This is a genomic window from Sphingobium terrigena, from assembly GCF_003591655.1.
Lineage (GTDB): Bacteria > Pseudomonadota > Alphaproteobacteria > Sphingomonadales > Sphingomonadaceae > Sphingobium > Sphingobium terrigena.
Map to the genome: position 1 here is coordinate 131,303 of NZ_QVRA01000011.1, position 15,193 is coordinate 146,495.

General features: G+C 64.5%; 16 protein-coding genes. 10 read left to right on the top strand and 6 right to left on the bottom strand.

What is annotated here, in order from left to right:
- Nucleotides 1–327, bottom strand: coding sequence for a hypothetical protein (locus D0Z70_RS13765; protein WP_119747344.1), 327 nt, complete (start codon nt 325–327; stop codon nt 1–3).
- Between the two features lie 71 nt (nt 328–398).
- Nucleotides 399–599: a hypothetical protein gene (locus tag D0Z70_RS13770; protein WP_239018923.1), complete on the bottom strand. Its 201-nt coding sequence runs from the start codon at nt 597–599 to the stop codon at nt 399–401.
- Between the two features lie 103 nt (nt 600–702).
- Between D0Z70_RS13770 and D0Z70_RS13775 the strand changes: the two genes are divergently transcribed.
- The 6 genes from D0Z70_RS13775 to xth all read left to right on the top strand — a co-directional run bounded on the left by D0Z70_RS13775 (nt 703) and on the right by xth (nt 6,717).
- Nucleotides 703–3,393, top strand: a complete 2,691-nt coding sequence (locus D0Z70_RS13775; RefSeq protein ID WP_119747348.1) for a bifunctional [glutamine synthetase] adenylyltransferase/[glutamine synthetase]-adenylyl-L-tyrosine phosphorylase — start codon at nt 703–705, stop codon at nt 3,391–3,393.
- Complete coding sequence (gene bcp / locus D0Z70_RS13780; RefSeq protein ID WP_119747426.1) at nt 3,393–3,854, top strand: thioredoxin-dependent thiol peroxidase; 462 nt, start codon at nt 3,393–3,395, stop codon at nt 3,852–3,854. The genes D0Z70_RS13775 and bcp overlap by 1 nt, the downstream gene beginning before the upstream one ends.
- Complete coding sequence (locus D0Z70_RS13785) at nt 3,851–4,651, top strand: ferritin-like domain-containing protein (protein ID WP_119747350.1); 801 nt, start codon at nt 3,851–3,853, stop codon at nt 4,649–4,651. The genes bcp and D0Z70_RS13785 overlap by 4 nt, the downstream gene beginning before the upstream one ends.
- A 106-nt stretch (nt 4,652–4,757) precedes the next feature.
- Nucleotides 4,758–5,486, top strand: coding sequence for a M23 family metallopeptidase (locus D0Z70_RS13790; protein ID WP_182913964.1), 729 nt, complete (start codon nt 4,758–4,760; stop codon nt 5,484–5,486).
- A gap of 80 nt (nt 5,487–5,566) precedes the next feature.
- Entirely contained in the window at nt 5,567–5,893 is a 327-nt protein-coding gene (erpA, locus tag D0Z70_RS13795; protein ID WP_119747352.1) for an iron-sulfur cluster insertion protein ErpA, read from the top strand.
- 50 nt (nt 5,894–5,943) lie between these two features.
- The gene (gene xth / locus D0Z70_RS13800) at nt 5,944–6,717 is read left to right on the top strand and encodes an exodeoxyribonuclease III (RefSeq protein WP_119747354.1); all 774 of its coding nucleotides are present in this window, start codon (nt 5,944–5,946) and stop codon (nt 6,715–6,717) included.
- Nucleotides 6,718–6,900: 183 nt separating this feature from the next.
- Here the strand turns inward: xth and D0Z70_RS13805 are convergent, their stop codons facing one another.
- Together D0Z70_RS13805 and D0Z70_RS13810 are read right to left on the bottom strand one after the other, a co-directional pair.
- Complete coding sequence (locus tag D0Z70_RS13805; protein ID WP_006963431.1) at nt 6,901–7,869, bottom strand: diacylglycerol/lipid kinase family protein; 969 nt, start codon at nt 7,867–7,869, stop codon at nt 6,901–6,903.
- Nucleotides 7,870–7,878: 9 nt separating this feature from the next.
- Complete coding sequence (locus D0Z70_RS13810) at nt 7,879–8,373, bottom strand: DUF2141 domain-containing protein (protein WP_119747356.1); 495 nt, start codon at nt 8,371–8,373, stop codon at nt 7,879–7,881.
- 130 nt (nt 8,374–8,503) lie between these two features.
- Here D0Z70_RS13810 and lptF point away from each other — a divergent pair, with 130 nt between their 5' ends.
- Together lptF and lptG are read left to right on the top strand one after the other, a co-directional pair.
- On the top strand, nt 8,504–9,715 hold the full coding sequence (gene lptF, locus D0Z70_RS13815) for an LPS export ABC transporter permease LptF (protein ID WP_119747358.1): 1,212 nt from the start codon (nt 8,504–8,506) through the stop codon (nt 9,713–9,715).
- Between the two features lie 3 nt (nt 9,716–9,718).
- A complete protein-coding gene (lptG, locus tag D0Z70_RS13820) occupies nt 9,719–10,819 on the top strand; it encodes an LPS export ABC transporter permease LptG (RefSeq protein WP_119747361.1) in 1,101 nt (366 codons plus the stop codon).
- A gap of 1 nt (nt 10,820) precedes the next feature.
- On the opposite strand, the gene D0Z70_RS13825 is transcribed toward lptG, so the two are convergent.
- Nucleotides 10,821–11,888: a fatty acid desaturase family protein gene (locus D0Z70_RS13825; protein WP_119747363.1), complete on the bottom strand. Its 1,068-nt coding sequence runs from the start codon at nt 11,886–11,888 to the stop codon at nt 10,821–10,823.
- A 145-nt stretch (nt 11,889–12,033) separates the two neighbouring features.
- On the opposite strand from D0Z70_RS13825, the gene D0Z70_RS13830 reads away from it, so the two are divergent.
- Nucleotides 12,034–13,191: a GNAT family N-acetyltransferase gene (locus D0Z70_RS13830; protein WP_119747430.1), complete on the top strand. Its 1,158-nt coding sequence runs from the start codon at nt 12,034–12,036 to the stop codon at nt 13,189–13,191.
- Here the strand turns inward: D0Z70_RS13830 and D0Z70_RS13835 are convergent, their stop codons facing one another.
- Nucleotides 13,192–14,112, bottom strand: a complete 921-nt coding sequence (locus D0Z70_RS13835; RefSeq protein ID WP_119747365.1) for a diacylglycerol/lipid kinase family protein — start codon at nt 14,110–14,112, stop codon at nt 13,192–13,194. It abuts the gene before it with no gap.
- 68 nt (nt 14,113–14,180) lie between these two features.
- On the opposite strand from D0Z70_RS13835, the gene D0Z70_RS13840 reads away from it, so the two are divergent.
- Nucleotides 14,181–15,041, top strand: coding sequence for a metallophosphoesterase family protein (locus tag D0Z70_RS13840; RefSeq protein ID WP_119747367.1), 861 nt, complete (start codon nt 14,181–14,183; stop codon nt 15,039–15,041).
- The last annotated feature ends 152 nt before the right edge of the window (nt 15,042–15,193 follow it).

The following is a 15,193-nucleotide window of genomic DNA, read 5'->3' on the forward strand; positions in this document are numbered from 1 at the left end:
TTATTCCGCGTTGGGCGATCCGGCCGGGGCTGCGTCCGGGCTAAACATCTGGCCAGTGACGACCGTCGGCGCGACCGTTGTTTCAGGCAGGCCAGCGCCGGGGGCCAGCATGGGCTTTCCGGCTTCGGCCATAGGCTGACCAAAGGCGGGCGCGTCCACTCCTGCCGATGGCGGGGCGACGGGAATGATGACGGGCGGCGGCGGCGCATCGGCAATAATGGGCTGGGTCGGCGCAGGTTCGGGTGCCTTGGGCAACATGCTTTGCACGGCCAGCACGATCAGCGGTGCGGCGATCAGCGTGCAGATGGCGAAATTGCGATATATCATCAGGCGAACTCTTAGTGGCGACCGTCCATCAATTCCGTAAGGGAAATGGGTAAATAAAACCCTATCATCCATCAGTCCGATACTGAATTTCCCCGGTCCAGCCGCGCCAGCAGCGCCGCGATATCATCCGGCAGTCCATCGCGCTGCGGTGTATAGGTGGAGCGCAGGGCGTTACCCAAGCCCTCATAGGGCAGGGGAAGCGCGACGGTCACGATCCGCCCGTCGCCGCTTTTGCGACCCGGTGCCGATCGGCCGGAAGATTTGCGCTGCATTTCCATGTCAGTAAGAACGGACGGCGCGCACAAAAGTTTCTGGCGTTCGTCGCAAGCCCAAGCGATAGCGCCCCAAAGAACGCCCGCCGCGAGGGGAGAGACGATGGTGACGGATTGGCCCGAAACGCAGGCGCGGATACGCGGTCATTCGCCTTTCCTGACGCGCGCGCTCGACCGTTATCCAGAAGTTGCGGAGGCGCTGGCGACCGGTGACATGGACGCGGCGCTGGCCGTGGCGCAGGCGCTGGGCCAGCCAGAGGATGGCGTCGCCCGGTCGCTGCGGCGGCGGCGCACGGGGATCGCGCTGGTAACGGCGGCGGCTGACCTGTCGGGGGTCTGGGGGCTGGACCGGGTGACGCGCACCCTGTCCGACTTCGCCGATAGCGCGGTGGAGGAGGCGCTGGCCGCCGCCATGGCCGAACGCTATCCCGACGCCGAGCATAAGGGCTTTGCCGTGCTGGCGCTGGGCAAGCATGGCAGCCGGGAACTCAATTATTCGTCGGATATCGACCCGATCCTGCTCTATGATCCGGCCACCCTGCCGCATGGCCCGCGCGAAGATCCGGCCGATGCGGCGGTCCGAATCGGGCGGCGGATGAGCGAATTGCTGACTGCCCGTGATGCTGACGGCTATGTGTTCCGCGTCGACTTGCGCCTGCGCCCCTCGCCCGAAGCCACGCCGATCGCGCTGCCGGTGGAGGCGGCGATCGGCTATTATGAATCGACCGCGTTGGGCTGGGAGCAGGCCGCCTTCATCCGGTCGCGCGCGGCGGCGGGCGACATCGCGCTGGGCGATTATTTCCTGCGCCAGATTCGCCCCTTTGTCTGGCGGCGGCATCTGGATTTCAGCGCGATCGACGCGATCGTCGATATTTCACGCAGGATTCGCGACCATTATGCGCAGGGCCAGGCGTTCGGGCCGGGCTATGATCTGAAGCGCGGGCGCGGCGGCATTCGCGAGGTCGAATTTTTCGCGCAGGTTCATCAGCTGATCCATGGCGGGCGCGATCCGGCTCTGCGATCGGGCAATACGCGGCAGGCGCTGGCCGCGCTGGCGCAGGCGGGCGTGATCGAGCCTGATGTCGCGGCGCAGCTGGACGAGGCTTACATCCTGTTCCGCACGATCGAACATCGGCTCCAGATGGTCGAGGATTTGCAGACCCATGAACTGCCCAAATCGGCCGCCGCCATGGACAATGTCGCGCGGCTGCATAGCCTGGCCGATGGCGACGCGCTGCTCGACCTGTTGCGGCCCCAGGTCGAATGGGTGGGGCGCAATTATGACCGGCTCAGCCCGGAACAGGACGACGCCTCGCTGTCGCAGGATGAGGCGCTGCTGGCGGCGCAACTGGCCGAGATGGGCTTTGCCGATCCGCAAACCGCGCTGGCGCGGATCGCCCACTGGCGTGGCGGAAAGGTGCGGGCGCTGCGCAGCGGTCCCTCGCGCGAGGCGCTGGAGAGCCTGCTCCCCGGCCTGATGCGTGCGCTGGCGAGTGCGCCCGATCCGTCGCGTGCGCTCAACCGGCTGGACGACATGATCGGGCGGCTGCCCAGCGCGATCAACTTCTTCAAGCTGCTGGCTGCGCGGCCCGCTTTGGTCGCGTTGCTGGCGGAGATATTGAGCCATGCGCCGACGCTGGCCGATGCGCTGGCGCGGCGGGCGGAGCTGATCGACGGGCTGATCGACGCCACCGCCTTCGATCCGCCGCCGCCGGTCGATGTGCTTACGGCGCAATTGGCGGCGCTGGAGCCGGGCGAGGATTATCAGGCCTTGCTCGACCGGGTGCGCCAGCGGGTGGGCGATCGCCGCTTCGCGCTGGGCGCGCAGATCATCCGGGGCGGCGATCCGCTGGAGGCCGGACGCGGTTATGGCCGGGTGGCGGAGGCCGCGATCGAGGCGCTGGCGGCTGGGACGGTGGCCGAGTTTGAGGCAGTGCATGGCAAGGTGGCGGGTGGAGAGATCGTTATCCTCGCGCTGGGGCGGCTGGGCGGCGGGGTGCTGACCCATGCGTCGGACCTGGACGTCATCTTCCTGTTCACCGGCGATTTCCGCGCCGAATCCGATGGACCCAAGCCGCTGGGCGCGACCCAATATTTCAACCGGCTGGCGCAGCGCATCGTCAACGCGCTGTCGGTGCATACCGCGTCCGGCCCGCTCTATGAGGTCGATACGCGGCTGCGCCCGTCCGGTGCGCAGGGCTTGCTGGCGGTCAGCTTCGACAGTTTCGCCAAATATCAGCGTGAAGAAGCCTGGGCGTGGGAGCATCTGGCGCTGACGCGGGCGCGGCCGATATTCGGGTCGCCGCAAGCGCGCACGGCGCTGGCCGCCATTCTGACCGAAACGCTGGAAAAAGACCGTGATATCAATGATTTGGAGCAAGAAGCGGTCAAGATGCGCGGCGACATCGCCACCCACAAGCCGCCCGCCAGCGATCTGGACGTCAAGCTGGTGCCGGGCGGTCTGGTCGACCTGGAATTTTTGATCCACATCACCCAATTCCGCTACGGCATGGCCTTTGATCCCGACCTGGGCAAGGCGCTGGCCATGCTGGTCGCGGCGGGGCATCTGCCCGCTGACCTCATTGCTGCCCATGACCTCATCACACGCTATCTGATTGTGTCCAGGTTAGTGTCGCCTTCGTCGACCGAGCCGCCCGAAGCGACCCGCCCGCTGGTTGCGCGGGCTTGCGGGGCTGACCATTGGGACAGCCTGCTTGAAAGCTATGCCAAGGCGCGGCAAAGCGTGAGGAAAGCCTGGGCCGCGCTCGCCGCGCCCTATCAGGAGGACAAATGATGCTGGTACAAGGCGACAGCGCGCCCGACGTCGCGCTCAAGGATAGTGATGGCGCGGACTTCACCCTGGCCCGCTATCGCGGCAAGCCGGTGGTCGTCTATTTCTACCCCAAGGCCGATACGCCCGGTTGCACCAATGAGGCGAAGGATTTTTCCGAACTGGCCAGCGACTTTGCCGCGATCGGCGTGCCGGTCGTCGGCATATCGAAGGACAAGCCCGCCAAGCTCAGGAAATTCGCCGACAAATATGGCCTTACCGTCACTTTGGCGTCGGACGAGCCGGGCGACGCCTGCGAAGCGTTCGGCACCTGGGTCGAAAAGTCGCTCTATGGCCGCAAATATATGGGGATCGAGCGGGCAAGCTTCCTGATCGACGCGGACGGCACGATCGCGCGGGTCTGGCCCAAGGTGAAGGTCAAGGGCCATGCTGCCGAGGTGCTGGAGGCGGCGAGGGCGCTTTGATCCTGCCTGACAGCGTCGGCGCGGCGTGCCGCCATGTCCTGCTGACCGCCGATCCCCATGCCAAGGTCATGGCCGCGCGCGCCGTGGCGCGGGCGTGGCGGCTGGGTCGGCTGGCGCATCGGTTCGACGGGACGATGCCCGACCAGCCTGCGCGCCCGGACGCGCCGATATTGCTGCATCCGGGGCAAATGCCCCGGCGCGGCAAGATGGGGTCGGAACGGTCGCGCATCGCGATGCTCCATGCGCTCGCCCATATCGAATTTGTCGCGATCGACCTCGCCTTCGACCTGATCGGCCGCTTCGGCGATCAGTTCCCGGCGGCCTTCACGGATGAGTGGATGCAGGTCGGCGCGGAGGAGGCGATGCACTTCGCCCTGCTCGACCGGCGGCTGCGCCAGTGCGGCAGCCATTATGGCGCGCTTCCCGCGCATGACGGGCTGTGGCAGGCGGCGGAGGAGACCGCGCATGATGTCCTCGCCCGGCTGGCAATCGTGCCGATGGTGCTGGAAGCCCGCGCGCTCGACATCACGCCAGCGACCGTCGACCGGTTCGAGGCGGCAGGGGATTTTGCGTCTGCCAAATTTTTGCGCCGCATCATGGCGGATGAGATTCGCCACGTCGCCGCCGGGACGACATGGTTCCTCGCGGCGACGAACCGATTGGGCCTGTCCGCCCCAAATCATTATCAAATGCTTGTGAAAAGGCATTTTCGCGGTTCGGTTAAGCCGCCGTTCAACGACTCAGCGCGTCGACAGGCCGGTTTAACGCGCGAATTCTACGCCGCGCTTGCAACATGACCGCCGATTTGCAGTCTGCATGACTGCGGGGGCGATCCAGGTCGCCAAAAAGTAACACGGGAAGCGCCGAGGGGCATAAGCCTCCGGTGACACAGTCGGGGTCGGCATGTTTGAACTTGATATGATCAATACTCGTGGTGCGCGTTTGTTCCATTCTGCCGTCAAGGCAACACAGATTTTTGCAGGGCTGGGTATTGCAGGCGCGCTCTGCGCCGCTGCCCCGGCCCATGCAACCGAAACAGACGATCCCTATGGCGATGCGTCGGAAATCAACACCAGCGCCCTTGGGCCGCAGGACGTCGGTTTCTCCAACCTCTTCTCCAGCCTCCAGCGCCTGGATGGCAATGCCAAGACCGCAGCCTATATCCCGTCGGGCCGCCCGGTCGAAAAACTGTCGCTGACCTCCAATTTCGGCGTCCGGTCCGATCCCTTCAACGGCGGCGCACGGATGCACAAGGGGATCGATATTCCAGGTCCCATCGGCACCCCGATCCACGCCACCGCCGACGGCATCGTCAACCGCGCCGGCTGGGCCAGCGGCTATGGCAACCTCGTCCAGATCTCGCACGGCAGCGGCATGGAAACGCGCTACGGCCATATGTCCAAGCTGCTCGTGCCAGCCAACAGCTTCGTCAAGCGCGGCCAGATCATCGGCCTGATGGGTTCGACCGGCCGCTCGACCGGCAGCCACCTCCACTATGAAGTCCGTGTCGACGGCGCCGCGATCAACCCGCTCCCCTTCGTCGCCGGTCCCGATTATCTGGTGGCGATGAACAGCAAGCCCCCGATCGCCATGGGTGGCCCGACCAAGGCGCAGGAAAAGAGCGTCGACTGATCGCGCTTTTATCGACATTCGCAAAAGCCCCGGCACCCCATGGGTTGCCGGGGCTTTTGCGTGCGCCTATCTAGGGTGCCATGACCGATATTGATCTTACCCCATCTGCCGCTGCCCGTGTCGCCGCGATCGCCGCCAAGCAGGGCAAGCCTGCGATCCTGCGGCTGGCGGTGGAGGGTGGTGGCTGTTCGGGCTTCCAGTACCGTTTCGGCCTGGCGGATGCGATCGAGGCGGACGACCTGTCGGTCGAACGCGATGGCGTGACGCTGGTTGTGGATGACGTCAGCCTTGATCTCGTGCGCGGTTCGGCGGTGGATTTCGTCTCCGATCTGGGCGGCGCAGCGTTCAAGGTGACCAATCCCAACGCGACCGCCGGTTGCGGTTGCGGCACCAGCTTCTCGGTCTGATAGCCAAAAGCCGATCTTCCCATTAGGGACTTGGACGAGGAGAATCGTCCATGCGTATCGCCACCTTCAACATCAACGGCACCAAGGCGCGCCTGCCGCGCCTGCTGGAGTGGCTGGACGAAACGCGGCCCGACATTGCCTGCCTGCAGGAAATCAAGACATCCGACGAAACCTTCCCGGCCAAGGATATCGAGGACGCGGGCTATGGCGTCATCTGGCACGGACAGAAAGGCTTTAACGGCGTCGCCATCCTCGCGCGCGGCGAAACCCCCGTGGAACTGCGGCGCGGCCTGGATGGCGAGCCGGAGGATGAGCATAGCCGCTATCTGGAAGCGGACGTAAAGGGCGTGCGCGTCGCCAGCATCTATCTGCCCAACGGCAATCCGCAGCCCGGCCCCAAATTCGATTACAAGCTGCGCTGGATGAAACGACTGCGCGTCCGCGCGGCGGAAATCTGGGCGGAAGAAGTCCCCGCGATCCTGGCGGGCGACTATAATGTCATCCCGCGCGACGATGACGTCTATTCGGTCAAGGCGATGGCCAGTGACGCGCTGATGCAGCCCGAAAGCCGCGCCGCCTATCGCCGCCTGCTGGCCGACGGCTGGACCGACGCGCTGCGCAGCCGCCATCCGGCGGGCGGGGTGTGGACCTATTGGGACTATCAGATGAACGCCTGGCCCCGCGACGCGGGTTTCCGCATCGATCATCTGCTGCTCAGCCCCGCCGCCGCCGACCGGCTGGTCGATGCGCAGGTGGACAAGGAATTTCGCGGGAGAGAGAAGGCCAGCGACCATGCGCCGACCTGGGTGGAATTGCGGGGGTGAGGGGGAGGATTCTATTTTCCTATTCCCCTCCCGTAAACGGGAGGGGCAGCGAGACTTAATGACCCCGGCCTTGAGCCGGGGGAATTTAGTCGCAGCGGGGTGGGCCTGCGCTACGTAGCACAGGCCCACCCCCTAACCCCCTCCCACCTGCGGGAGGGGGAACAAGGTTAGTTCCCCCCGCGCCTATGCCGCCAGCCTCAAAAACGGCACTGGTTGGGTCGAACGCAGCACGATCGGCTTGCCCTCGGACGCCTCGAACAGTTCGCCGTCCAGAATGACGCTGCTATGGTTGCCCTCGATGCGGATGGTGTCGCCCTGTTCCAGGTGGATGCCCTGCATCTGGCTCTTGCCCACCCGCTTGAAGATGCTCGCGAAGATCAGGCGCAGCAGGGCGGGCAAATTCTGTTCGACTGCCATCAGTTTCATATTACCGCGGCGGCTGTCGCCCGGTTGCACGCCCAGCAGCAGCCGCTCCAGCGTGGTGACGATCAGCACGGAGAATCGCCCGGCCAACTGCCCGTCGCGGATCAGCGAGATGCTGACCGGCTTGCTCGACGGCGGCAGGAATTTCGCGCGGATGCCGAAGATCAGCGAGACCAGCACTGCCATCGCCGTCAGGAAATGGCTAAGGCCATTGGACAGGCCCAGCGGATAGATCTGGTTGCGGCAATAGAGCATATAATCGGCCAGCCCCGCGCCGCCCAGAAACATGCCCAGCACTGGCCGACTGCCGACCTTGCCGTCCGACAGGGCGATCAGTTCGCGTGCGACGACATGGTCGTCCACGCCTGCCTTGGCCAACGCGACGATCCGCTCCAACGCCTTGATCGGATCGCCATGGATGCCAAGGTCGAGCGCGATCAGGTTGGTCTTGCCGTTGGGCAGCACTGCGATCGGCGGCACCCGGCCTTTGAAATGTTCGCCCTGATACAGTTCGGTCAGCGCCGCCTGCACCGTGCCGTCGCCGCCATTGATGACGATGACGACGGGATCGACACGGGCGATCGTCTGGAGCGCCCGGCCGATCTGGTCGACATGCTCCACTTCATAATGGAAGATGTCCGGGTTGCTGGCGCAATAGCTGCGCACGCGCGGCAGGGTCTGGCGGTTGCCCGTGGATTTGGGATTGGACAGGAGCGCGACGCAGACCATGGCTTGGGATCACATATATTTGAGGGTGATGGTGATTTTCGTCACGCCGGGACCGGCATAGAAAGCGGCCTTTTCGACCGCAGGCTTGCCCAGGTTGAAGATGCTGATCGACGGATTGTTGGAAAAACCGCCGCCGTCGCGGCTGATGTCGGTCTTGCCATTGCCATCGCGATCGTGGCGCACGGCGATGCCATATTTTCCCGGCTGCGGCACCGGCACGCAAAAGCGCATCGCGCCATTGGCCGGGCGAACCGGCGTGTCGATCCGATTGAGCCATTCGCCCTTGGTCAGCCAGGCGGATTTGGTCGCCGGGTAGGACTGAACGCGCACCTTGCCTGTCGCGGCGGCAAAGCCGCGCACATCGACCAGCACGGCCGGACCATTCCCGCCGCTGGCGCAGCGTTCCAGATCGTTGGCGATTTCCTGGCCATGGGCCATTGCCGGGACGGCTGCGACCATCGCTGCCACCGACATCAGACCCACTGCAACTTTTACCATGACCATTAGACTCCTGGAAGCTATAGCCGCCCGACCGGGTCGGACGGACAGCCCCTGTTCGCCCCGCTACTTTCCCTGATTCCGATATGGGATGGGTTTGCGGCCAAAACATGGTGATGGGACGACGACTTAGAGAATGCTGACCGCCACCGACCGTTATCTCGCCCGCCTGATCGCGGTGCCCATGCTGGGCACATTGGTGATCGCCGCGATGCTGCTGGTGCTGGACAAGATGCTCAGCCTGTTCGATTTCGTCGCGGCGGAAGGCGGACCGGTCAGCGTCGTGTGGCGGATGCTGGCCAACATGCTGCCCGAATATCTCTCGCTTGGTATTCCGATCGGGCTGATGCTGGGCATATTGCTGGCCTTCCGCAAACTGGCGCTGTCGTCGGAGCTGGACGTGATGCGGGGCGTGGGCCTCTCCTACGGACGCCTGCTGCGCGTGCCCTATATGTATGCGATCGCGCTGGCGCTGCTCAATTTCGGGATTGTCGGTTTCGTCCAGCCGCTCTCCCGCCACGCCTATGAAGCGCTGCGATTCGAGCTGCGGTCGGGCGCGCTGGGCGCATCGATCAAGGTCGGCGAATTCACCAGCCTGGGCAAGCGGATGACGATGCGGATCGAACGCAGCCTGGATGAAGGGCGCAATCTGCAGGGGATTTTCGTGCGCGCCGTCAGCCGCGACGGGCAATCGGTCGCGGTCACCGCGGCACAGGGCATGTTTCTGGCGACGGACGATCCCGACACGATCATCTTCCGCCTGCGCGATGGCGTGCTGGTCAACGATGCGCCCAAATATAAGACGCCGCGAATCCTGTCTTTCTCCAGCCATGACCTGCCGATCGACCTGCCCCAGATCGAAAATTTCCGTGGGCGCGACGTGGACCGGGAAAAGACGATTCCCGAACTGATGGTCATCGGCCGCAACCCGGCGACCCCGGAAAAGCTGCGCGACGAAGTGCGCGCCAATTTCCATTTCCGCATGGTGGAGGTGGTGATGATGATGCTGTTGCCGCTGGCGGCACTGGCATTCGCGATCCCGCCGAAGCGATCGACATCGGCGCTGGGCGTGTTCCTCTCGATCATCTTCATCGTCACCTATCACAAGATCAACCAATATGGCGAAAGCGTCGGTGCGTTGGGCAAGGTCGACCCGATCATCGCGCTGTGGGGACCGTTCCTGCTGACGTCGGGCCTGATCTTCTGGATGTATCATGTCATTGCGCACCGCCCCGGCGGCCAGCCGATCGGCGCGCTGGAAGTCGCCTTCGCCAAACTGGGCAAGCAGATAGTGCGCCTGGTCAAGCTGGGCCGCCGACGCCCGCCCGTGGCGGAAGGAGCCGCCTGACCCATGCAATTTGCCTTCTTCCCCTCGCGCCAGATCAGCTGGTACATGGCGCGCCTGTTCCTCACCCGGACACTGGCGGTGCTGGCGCTGCTGGTGCTGGTGTTGCAGACGCTCGACCTGCTGGGCCAGTCGGGCGACGTCCTTGCCTATCCCGGCAATGGCGACGCGCAATTATGGCATTATGTTGGCCTGCGCTTGCCGCAGATCATCGCCCGCTTCCTGCCTTTCTCGGTGCTGCTCGGCACGCTGGTGATGCTGGCGACGCTCAACCAGAATAGCGAAATCATCTCGATGAAGGCGGCGGGCCTGTCCGCGCACCAGATATTGGCGCCGCTTGTCGTAGCGGCGCTGGGCGTCGCGGTGATCAGCTATGCCTTCAACGAACGCATCGTCGCGCGATCCACTGCGGCGCTCAGCGCTTGGCAGGCGGTCGATTATGGCCTGATCCCGCGCGACAGCGGGGTCAAGAGCAACCCGTGGGTACGCGACGGCAATAATCTGGTCAACGCCGCGATCGTCGCGGGGCGCGGCACGCAGGTGCAGTTGCGCAAGGTCGAGATTTTCAACCGCATCAACAACAGCCTGACGACCATCGTCCAGGCGCCGCGCGGCCATTATGACGCGGCGAATAAAAGCTGGGTGCTGGAAGATGCCCGCCAGTTCGACGTGGCGCGTGGCACGGTGGCCAATGTCGGCACGGTGCGCTTTGGCCGCGACATCCGCCCCGACCAGTTCACCCTGGCGAAGGTCGATCCCGACGCGCTGACCTTCAGCCAGCTTCAGGCGGCGATTTCCGACCTGCATGACGCCGGGCGACCCACAGCTGAGCTGGAGGCCAATTTGTGGCACAAGCTGTCGGGGCCGCTGTCGGCGCTGCTGATGCCGATATTGGGATCGGTCGCGGCCTTCGGGCTGGCGCGCTCTGGCCAGCTGTTCGTCCGCGCGGTCATGGGCATGGCGCTGGGCTTTGCCTATTTCGTCGCCGACAATTTCTCGCTCGCCATGGGCAGCCTTGGCGCTTACCCGCCATTCCTGGCGGCCTGGGCGCCCTTCTTCCTGTTCCTGCTGGTCGGTGAAACCGTGCTGTTCAGGACGGAGGAATAGCTCAGCGCGCCGCCATGGTGCTGCGCGCAATCTTGCCGACCAGCGGCATCATCCCGCGATAATTGCCGCGATGATAGGGCGATTGCGGGTCGAGCGTGGTGATCAGCTTGCGGTGCGCGGCGGCCAGATTGTGGTAAGGCACGCTGGGCAACAGGTGGTGCAAAGCATGATAGCGCAGGCCGACCGGCGCCCAGAGTGCAGGCAGGCTGCCGGGCGGCGGCACATTGACCGAATCGAGATATTGCGCGGTCACCGTCATCGGATCGCCCTCATTCTCCCACAGATGCGCGACCAGGGTGCGCAGCTGGTTGATGACGGTCATCGCCGAATGGATCGCCATATAGACCAGTAGGGGCTTCCATCCGAAGGCAAACACGCTGCCGACCAGCGCCAGCGCGAACAGGCACGCGCCTGCCTCCTGCCACGCCCACATCCGTGCAAACGGGCCTTCGGGCGGGCGGCGACGATAGGCCGGGTTGATCGACAGGGCCGACAATTCCGCCACCAGCTTGGCGCGCAGCGGCGGGATGATCAGCGACAGCGGCGTCAGCACGCCAAAGCGCAGGATCAGGCCGACCGGGGCCAGCGAGGCGACAAGGATGAACAGCGGCAGCGACCAGGGCTTCATCAGCGCCAGCGGCAGATATTCCGGGTCCTCCGCCGTGCCGTACCGGGTGCGGGCATGATGCTGGGTATGGACGCCTTCATAGAGGAAGGACGGGATCATCAGGGGCAAGCCAACGATCAGGTTCCAGCCCGCCCGGAAACCGGGCAACGCACCGGCGCGAATATGGGTGAGTTCGTGGATGAAGCTCGCCGCGCGATACAGCGCCAGCATCGCCACGATGCCGCAGGTGATGGCCAGCGGCACGGTGTCGACCAGCACCGCACCCGCCAGCGCACCCCAGCCGATCAGCGCCGACGCCAGCATATCGGGCCAGTAGATACGCGCATCGGCGGTGGACAGGTCGCGGGTCAGTTCGGCCGCCGCGCGCAGCATCGCCACGTCATCAGGAATGGTCGCCCGCGCGCGCTGCGCGGCGGCAAGTATGGGATCATGCACAGTCATGGCAGGCGTCCTAATCTCCAAATGCGCTGATATCGTGGCAGCACGATGACATTATCTACCCGATAGCGGGTTGGCGGCGGCCTGTGATTGACAATCCGCAAACAAGCGGCGAACTGCTCCCCCTGTTCTGGTGAAAGCGGCTGCCGTGGCACATGATGATCTGGTGATTACCCCCGTTTCGGGCAAGGGCGACCTCAAGGCCTTTATCGACCTGCCCTGGTCGATCTACGCCAAAGACCCCAATTGGGTGCCGCCGCTGAAGGCGGAAATGCGCGAGCTGCTGACGCCGGGCAAGAACCCGTTTTTCGAACATGCCAGGGCGCAATATTTCCTGGCCCGCCGCAATGGCCGCGTCGTTGGCCGCATTTCGGCCCATTATGACGAACTGGCGCTGGCGATGCCGCGCGAACAGGGGATGGGGCCTGGAACGGGCAATTTCGGCCTGTTCGAGGCGGAGGATGAGGCGGTCGGCGCGGCGCTGATCGCGCAAGCCGAACAATGGCTGCGCGAACAGGGCATGACCCGCGTGGTGGGACCGATTTCGCTGTCGATCTGGGAGGAGCCGGGGCTGCTCATTGCGGGGCATGATCATCCCCCCACGGTGATGATGGGGCATGACAGCCCGGCCTATCAGGCGATGGTCGAGGGCGCGGGCTATCAGCCGGTCAAGACGCTCAACTGCTTCGAGCTGGACATCACCCAAAGCTTCCCGCCGCTGATCCAGCGGATCGTCGCGTCCGGCCACAAAAATGACCGCATCCGCATCCGCAAGGTCGACAAGTCGAAATTCGACGCTGAAGCGGCGATCATCCTCAACATCCTCAACGATGCCTGGGGCCGCAACTGGGGCTTCGTGCCGATCACCGATTCGGAAATCGCCCATACCGGCAAGAAGCTGAAACCCATCGTGTTCGAGGATCTGATCATGATCGCGGAGGTCGATGGTGAACCGGTCGCCTTCATGATGACGCTGCCGGACCTGAATGAGGCGATCAAGCCGCTCAACGGCGCGCTGTTCCCGTTCGGCTGGGCCAAGCTGCTCTGGTGGCTGCGCAAGCCCAGGGTGCGGACGATGCGGGTGCCGTTGATGGGCGTGTTGCAACGGTTGCAGGCGTCGCGGCTGGCCAGCCAGCTGGCCTTCATGATGATCGAGACGATCCGGCTGGAGGCGCTGGCCCATTATGGCGCGACGCGCGGCGAGATCAGCTGGGTGCTGGACGACAATCAGGGCATGAACGCGATTGCCGAAGCGATCGGCAGCAAGATCAACAAAGTCTATCAGCTCTACGAAAAGCCGCTCTGATCAGCTCTCGGCCGGGACCGCCACCTCGATCGCGCCGGGCGCGATCCGCGCCACCACCGGGGTTTTCGCCAGAACTTCGCCGTCGATCGAGATGCGCTGGCGCGGGTGGGTGGTCAGGGTGAAGGCCTTGCCGTGAAATTCCTCCGTATGCGCGTCGCGGTCGCGCAGTTTGAAGAATTTGGCGTACCAGTCCCATGCCAGCCGCGGCTTGCTGCGCCCGACGACCGCCTGGATGACGATTTCGCCACTGTCGACATCGGCATGGTCGGACAGCTCGACCCCGCCATGATAGGGACCGTTGAGGATGCGCACTTCGGTTGACCAGAGCCGCCTTTCCTGCTGCCCGTCGTCGATGGTCAGGCGGAAGGCGCGGAACCCCACCGAACATTTGACCGCCCACAGCAGATAGCCGATCCGCCCCAGATAGCGTTTGAGCTTGTGCGGCACCGTCTGGCCGATCATCGGTGAGAGGCCGAGCGAGGCGGCGTTGACGAAATAATCCTTGTCGATCATGCCCAGATCGACGCGGCGGCGGCGTCCGCTGGCGATGGTCGCGACCGCACCATCCAGGTCGAGCGGCAGGCCCAGCGTCCGCGCGAAGCTGTTGGCGGTGCCGAGCGGCAGGACCGCGAACACGCAATCCTTGCCCACCAGCTGATCGACCGTGCCGGACATGGAGCCGTCACCACCGCCCACGATCACCATCGGCGCACCGTCGGCGATCGCCTTCGCCACGGTTGCTTCCATCAGTTCGGGGTTTTTGATCGCATGCGCGGCAAGCAACTCCATCCCCGCCTGCTCCAGTTTTGCCTTGGCCTCCGCAAACAGCGCCTCGCCTTTGCGGCTATGGGCGTTGACGATCAGCGCGGCCTGACGCGGCAGTGGACGGGTAGTTGGGCGGGTGGGGGATTTCGTTTCCATGGCACAACAACTCGCGAGGGAGGCTTCGGGTCCGGGGAAACCATATCGTTCTTGTTCGTTACGTGACCATGGCCCGTATTGCCCACCTGTCCGACATTCATTTCGGCGCGCATGATCCCCGCATCGTTGACGCCGCCACCGCCTGGCTGGAGCAGCACAGGCCCGACCTTGTCATCATCAGCGGCGACCTGACCCAGCGGGCGCGGGTCGAGCAGTTCCGCGCTGCGTCCGCCTGGCTCAACCGGCTGCGCGCGGCGGGGCTGAAGCTGCTGGTGATCCCTGGCAATCATGACATTCCGCTCTATGACGTAATGCGGCGCTTTGCCGCGCCGCTCGACCGCTACAAGCGCTATATCAGCCCGGACCTTTGCCCCTGGTATGAGGATGACGAGGTCGCGATCCTCGGCCTCAACACCGCCCGGTCGCTGACGATCAAGGACGGGCGGATCAACCATGACCAGATGGACATGCTGCGGCAGCGGTTTGCCCCCGTCGCCAGCGCCAAGACCCGCATATTGGTGACCCATCATCCCCTGTTCGCCATGCCGATCGGCCGGGGCGGGGAGCTAAGCGAGGCGGTGGGCCAGCATGACGATGCGGTGCAGGCAGCGTCCGAGGCCGGGGTGCATCTGGCGCTGGCAGGCCATTTCCACCGTACTTACGCGCAAGCCGCGCGCAAGATGGTGGAAAAGGCGGGCGGCGCGCTCATCATCCAGGCAGGCACCGCGACATCGACCCGGCTGCGCAACGCCGAACCGCAAAGCTTCAACTGGCTGCACGTCCGACGGCATGATGAGATGGAGATACAGGTGATCGTGTGGGACGGCGCGGGGTTTCAGCGGGCCAGCCATGTTGAGTATCGGCATGATGGGCAGGATTGGGCATCGCGGGATGTGGCGGATGGGCCGGTGGTGGGGGAAGTGGCTTAGGATAAAAGGGCGCGGCGTAAGGCTGACCCTGCTGCGAATAACCTGACCCTCGGCTCGCAAGTCTTGCTCTCCGCTTACTTGGGGGAACCCGTGCGAAATTCTGATGGCCTCACAAATCTTCGTCATCCCCGCGCAGGCGGGGATCCATCTCC

Excerpts from the sequence above, each read along its gene's own strand:
- lptG (WP_119747361.1), top strand. The coding sequence starts at position 9,719 with ATGCAATTTGCCTTCTTCCCCTCGCGCCAGATCAGCTGGTACATGGCG.
- D0Z70_RS13790 (WP_182913964.1), top strand. The coding sequence starts at position 4,758 with ATGTTTGAACTTGATATGATCAATACTCGTGGTGCGCGTTTGTTCCAT.
- D0Z70_RS13835 (WP_119747365.1), bottom strand. The coding sequence starts at position 14,112 with ATGGAAACGAAATCCCCCACCCGCCCAACTACCCGTCCACTGCCGCGT.
- D0Z70_RS13810 (WP_119747356.1), bottom strand. The coding sequence starts at position 8,373 with ATGGTCATGGTAAAAGTTGCAGTGGGTCTGATGTCGGTGGCAGCGATG.
- D0Z70_RS13765 (WP_119747344.1), bottom strand. The coding sequence starts at position 327 with ATGATATATCGCAATTTCGCCATCTGCACGCTGATCGCCGCACCGCTG.
- D0Z70_RS13840 (WP_119747367.1), top strand. The coding sequence starts at position 14,181 with ATGGCCCGTATTGCCCACCTGTCCGACATTCATTTCGGCGCGCATGAT.
- lptF (WP_119747358.1), top strand. The coding sequence starts at position 8,504 with ATGCTGACCGCCACCGACCGTTATCTCGCCCGCCTGATCGCGGTGCCC.
- bcp (WP_119747426.1), top strand. The coding sequence starts at position 3,393 with ATGCTGGTACAAGGCGACAGCGCGCCCGACGTCGCGCTCAAGGATAGT.
- D0Z70_RS13805 (WP_006963431.1), bottom strand. The coding sequence starts at position 7,869 with ATGGTCTGCGTCGCGCTCCTGTCCAATCCCAAATCCACGGGCAACCGC.
- erpA (WP_119747352.1), top strand. The coding sequence starts at position 5,567 with ATGACCGATATTGATCTTACCCCATCTGCCGCTGCCCGTGTCGCCGCG.
- D0Z70_RS13775 (WP_119747348.1), top strand. The coding sequence starts at position 703 with ATGGTGACGGATTGGCCCGAAACGCAGGCGCGGATACGCGGTCATTCG.
- D0Z70_RS13825 (WP_119747363.1), bottom strand. The coding sequence starts at position 11,888 with ATGACTGTGCATGATCCCATACTTGCCGCCGCGCAGCGCGCGCGGGCG.
- D0Z70_RS13770 (WP_239018923.1), bottom strand. The coding sequence starts at position 599 with ATGCAGCGCAAATCTTCCGGCCGATCGGCACCGGGTCGCAAAAGCGGC.
- xth (WP_119747354.1), top strand. The coding sequence starts at position 5,944 with ATGCGTATCGCCACCTTCAACATCAACGGCACCAAGGCGCGCCTGCCG.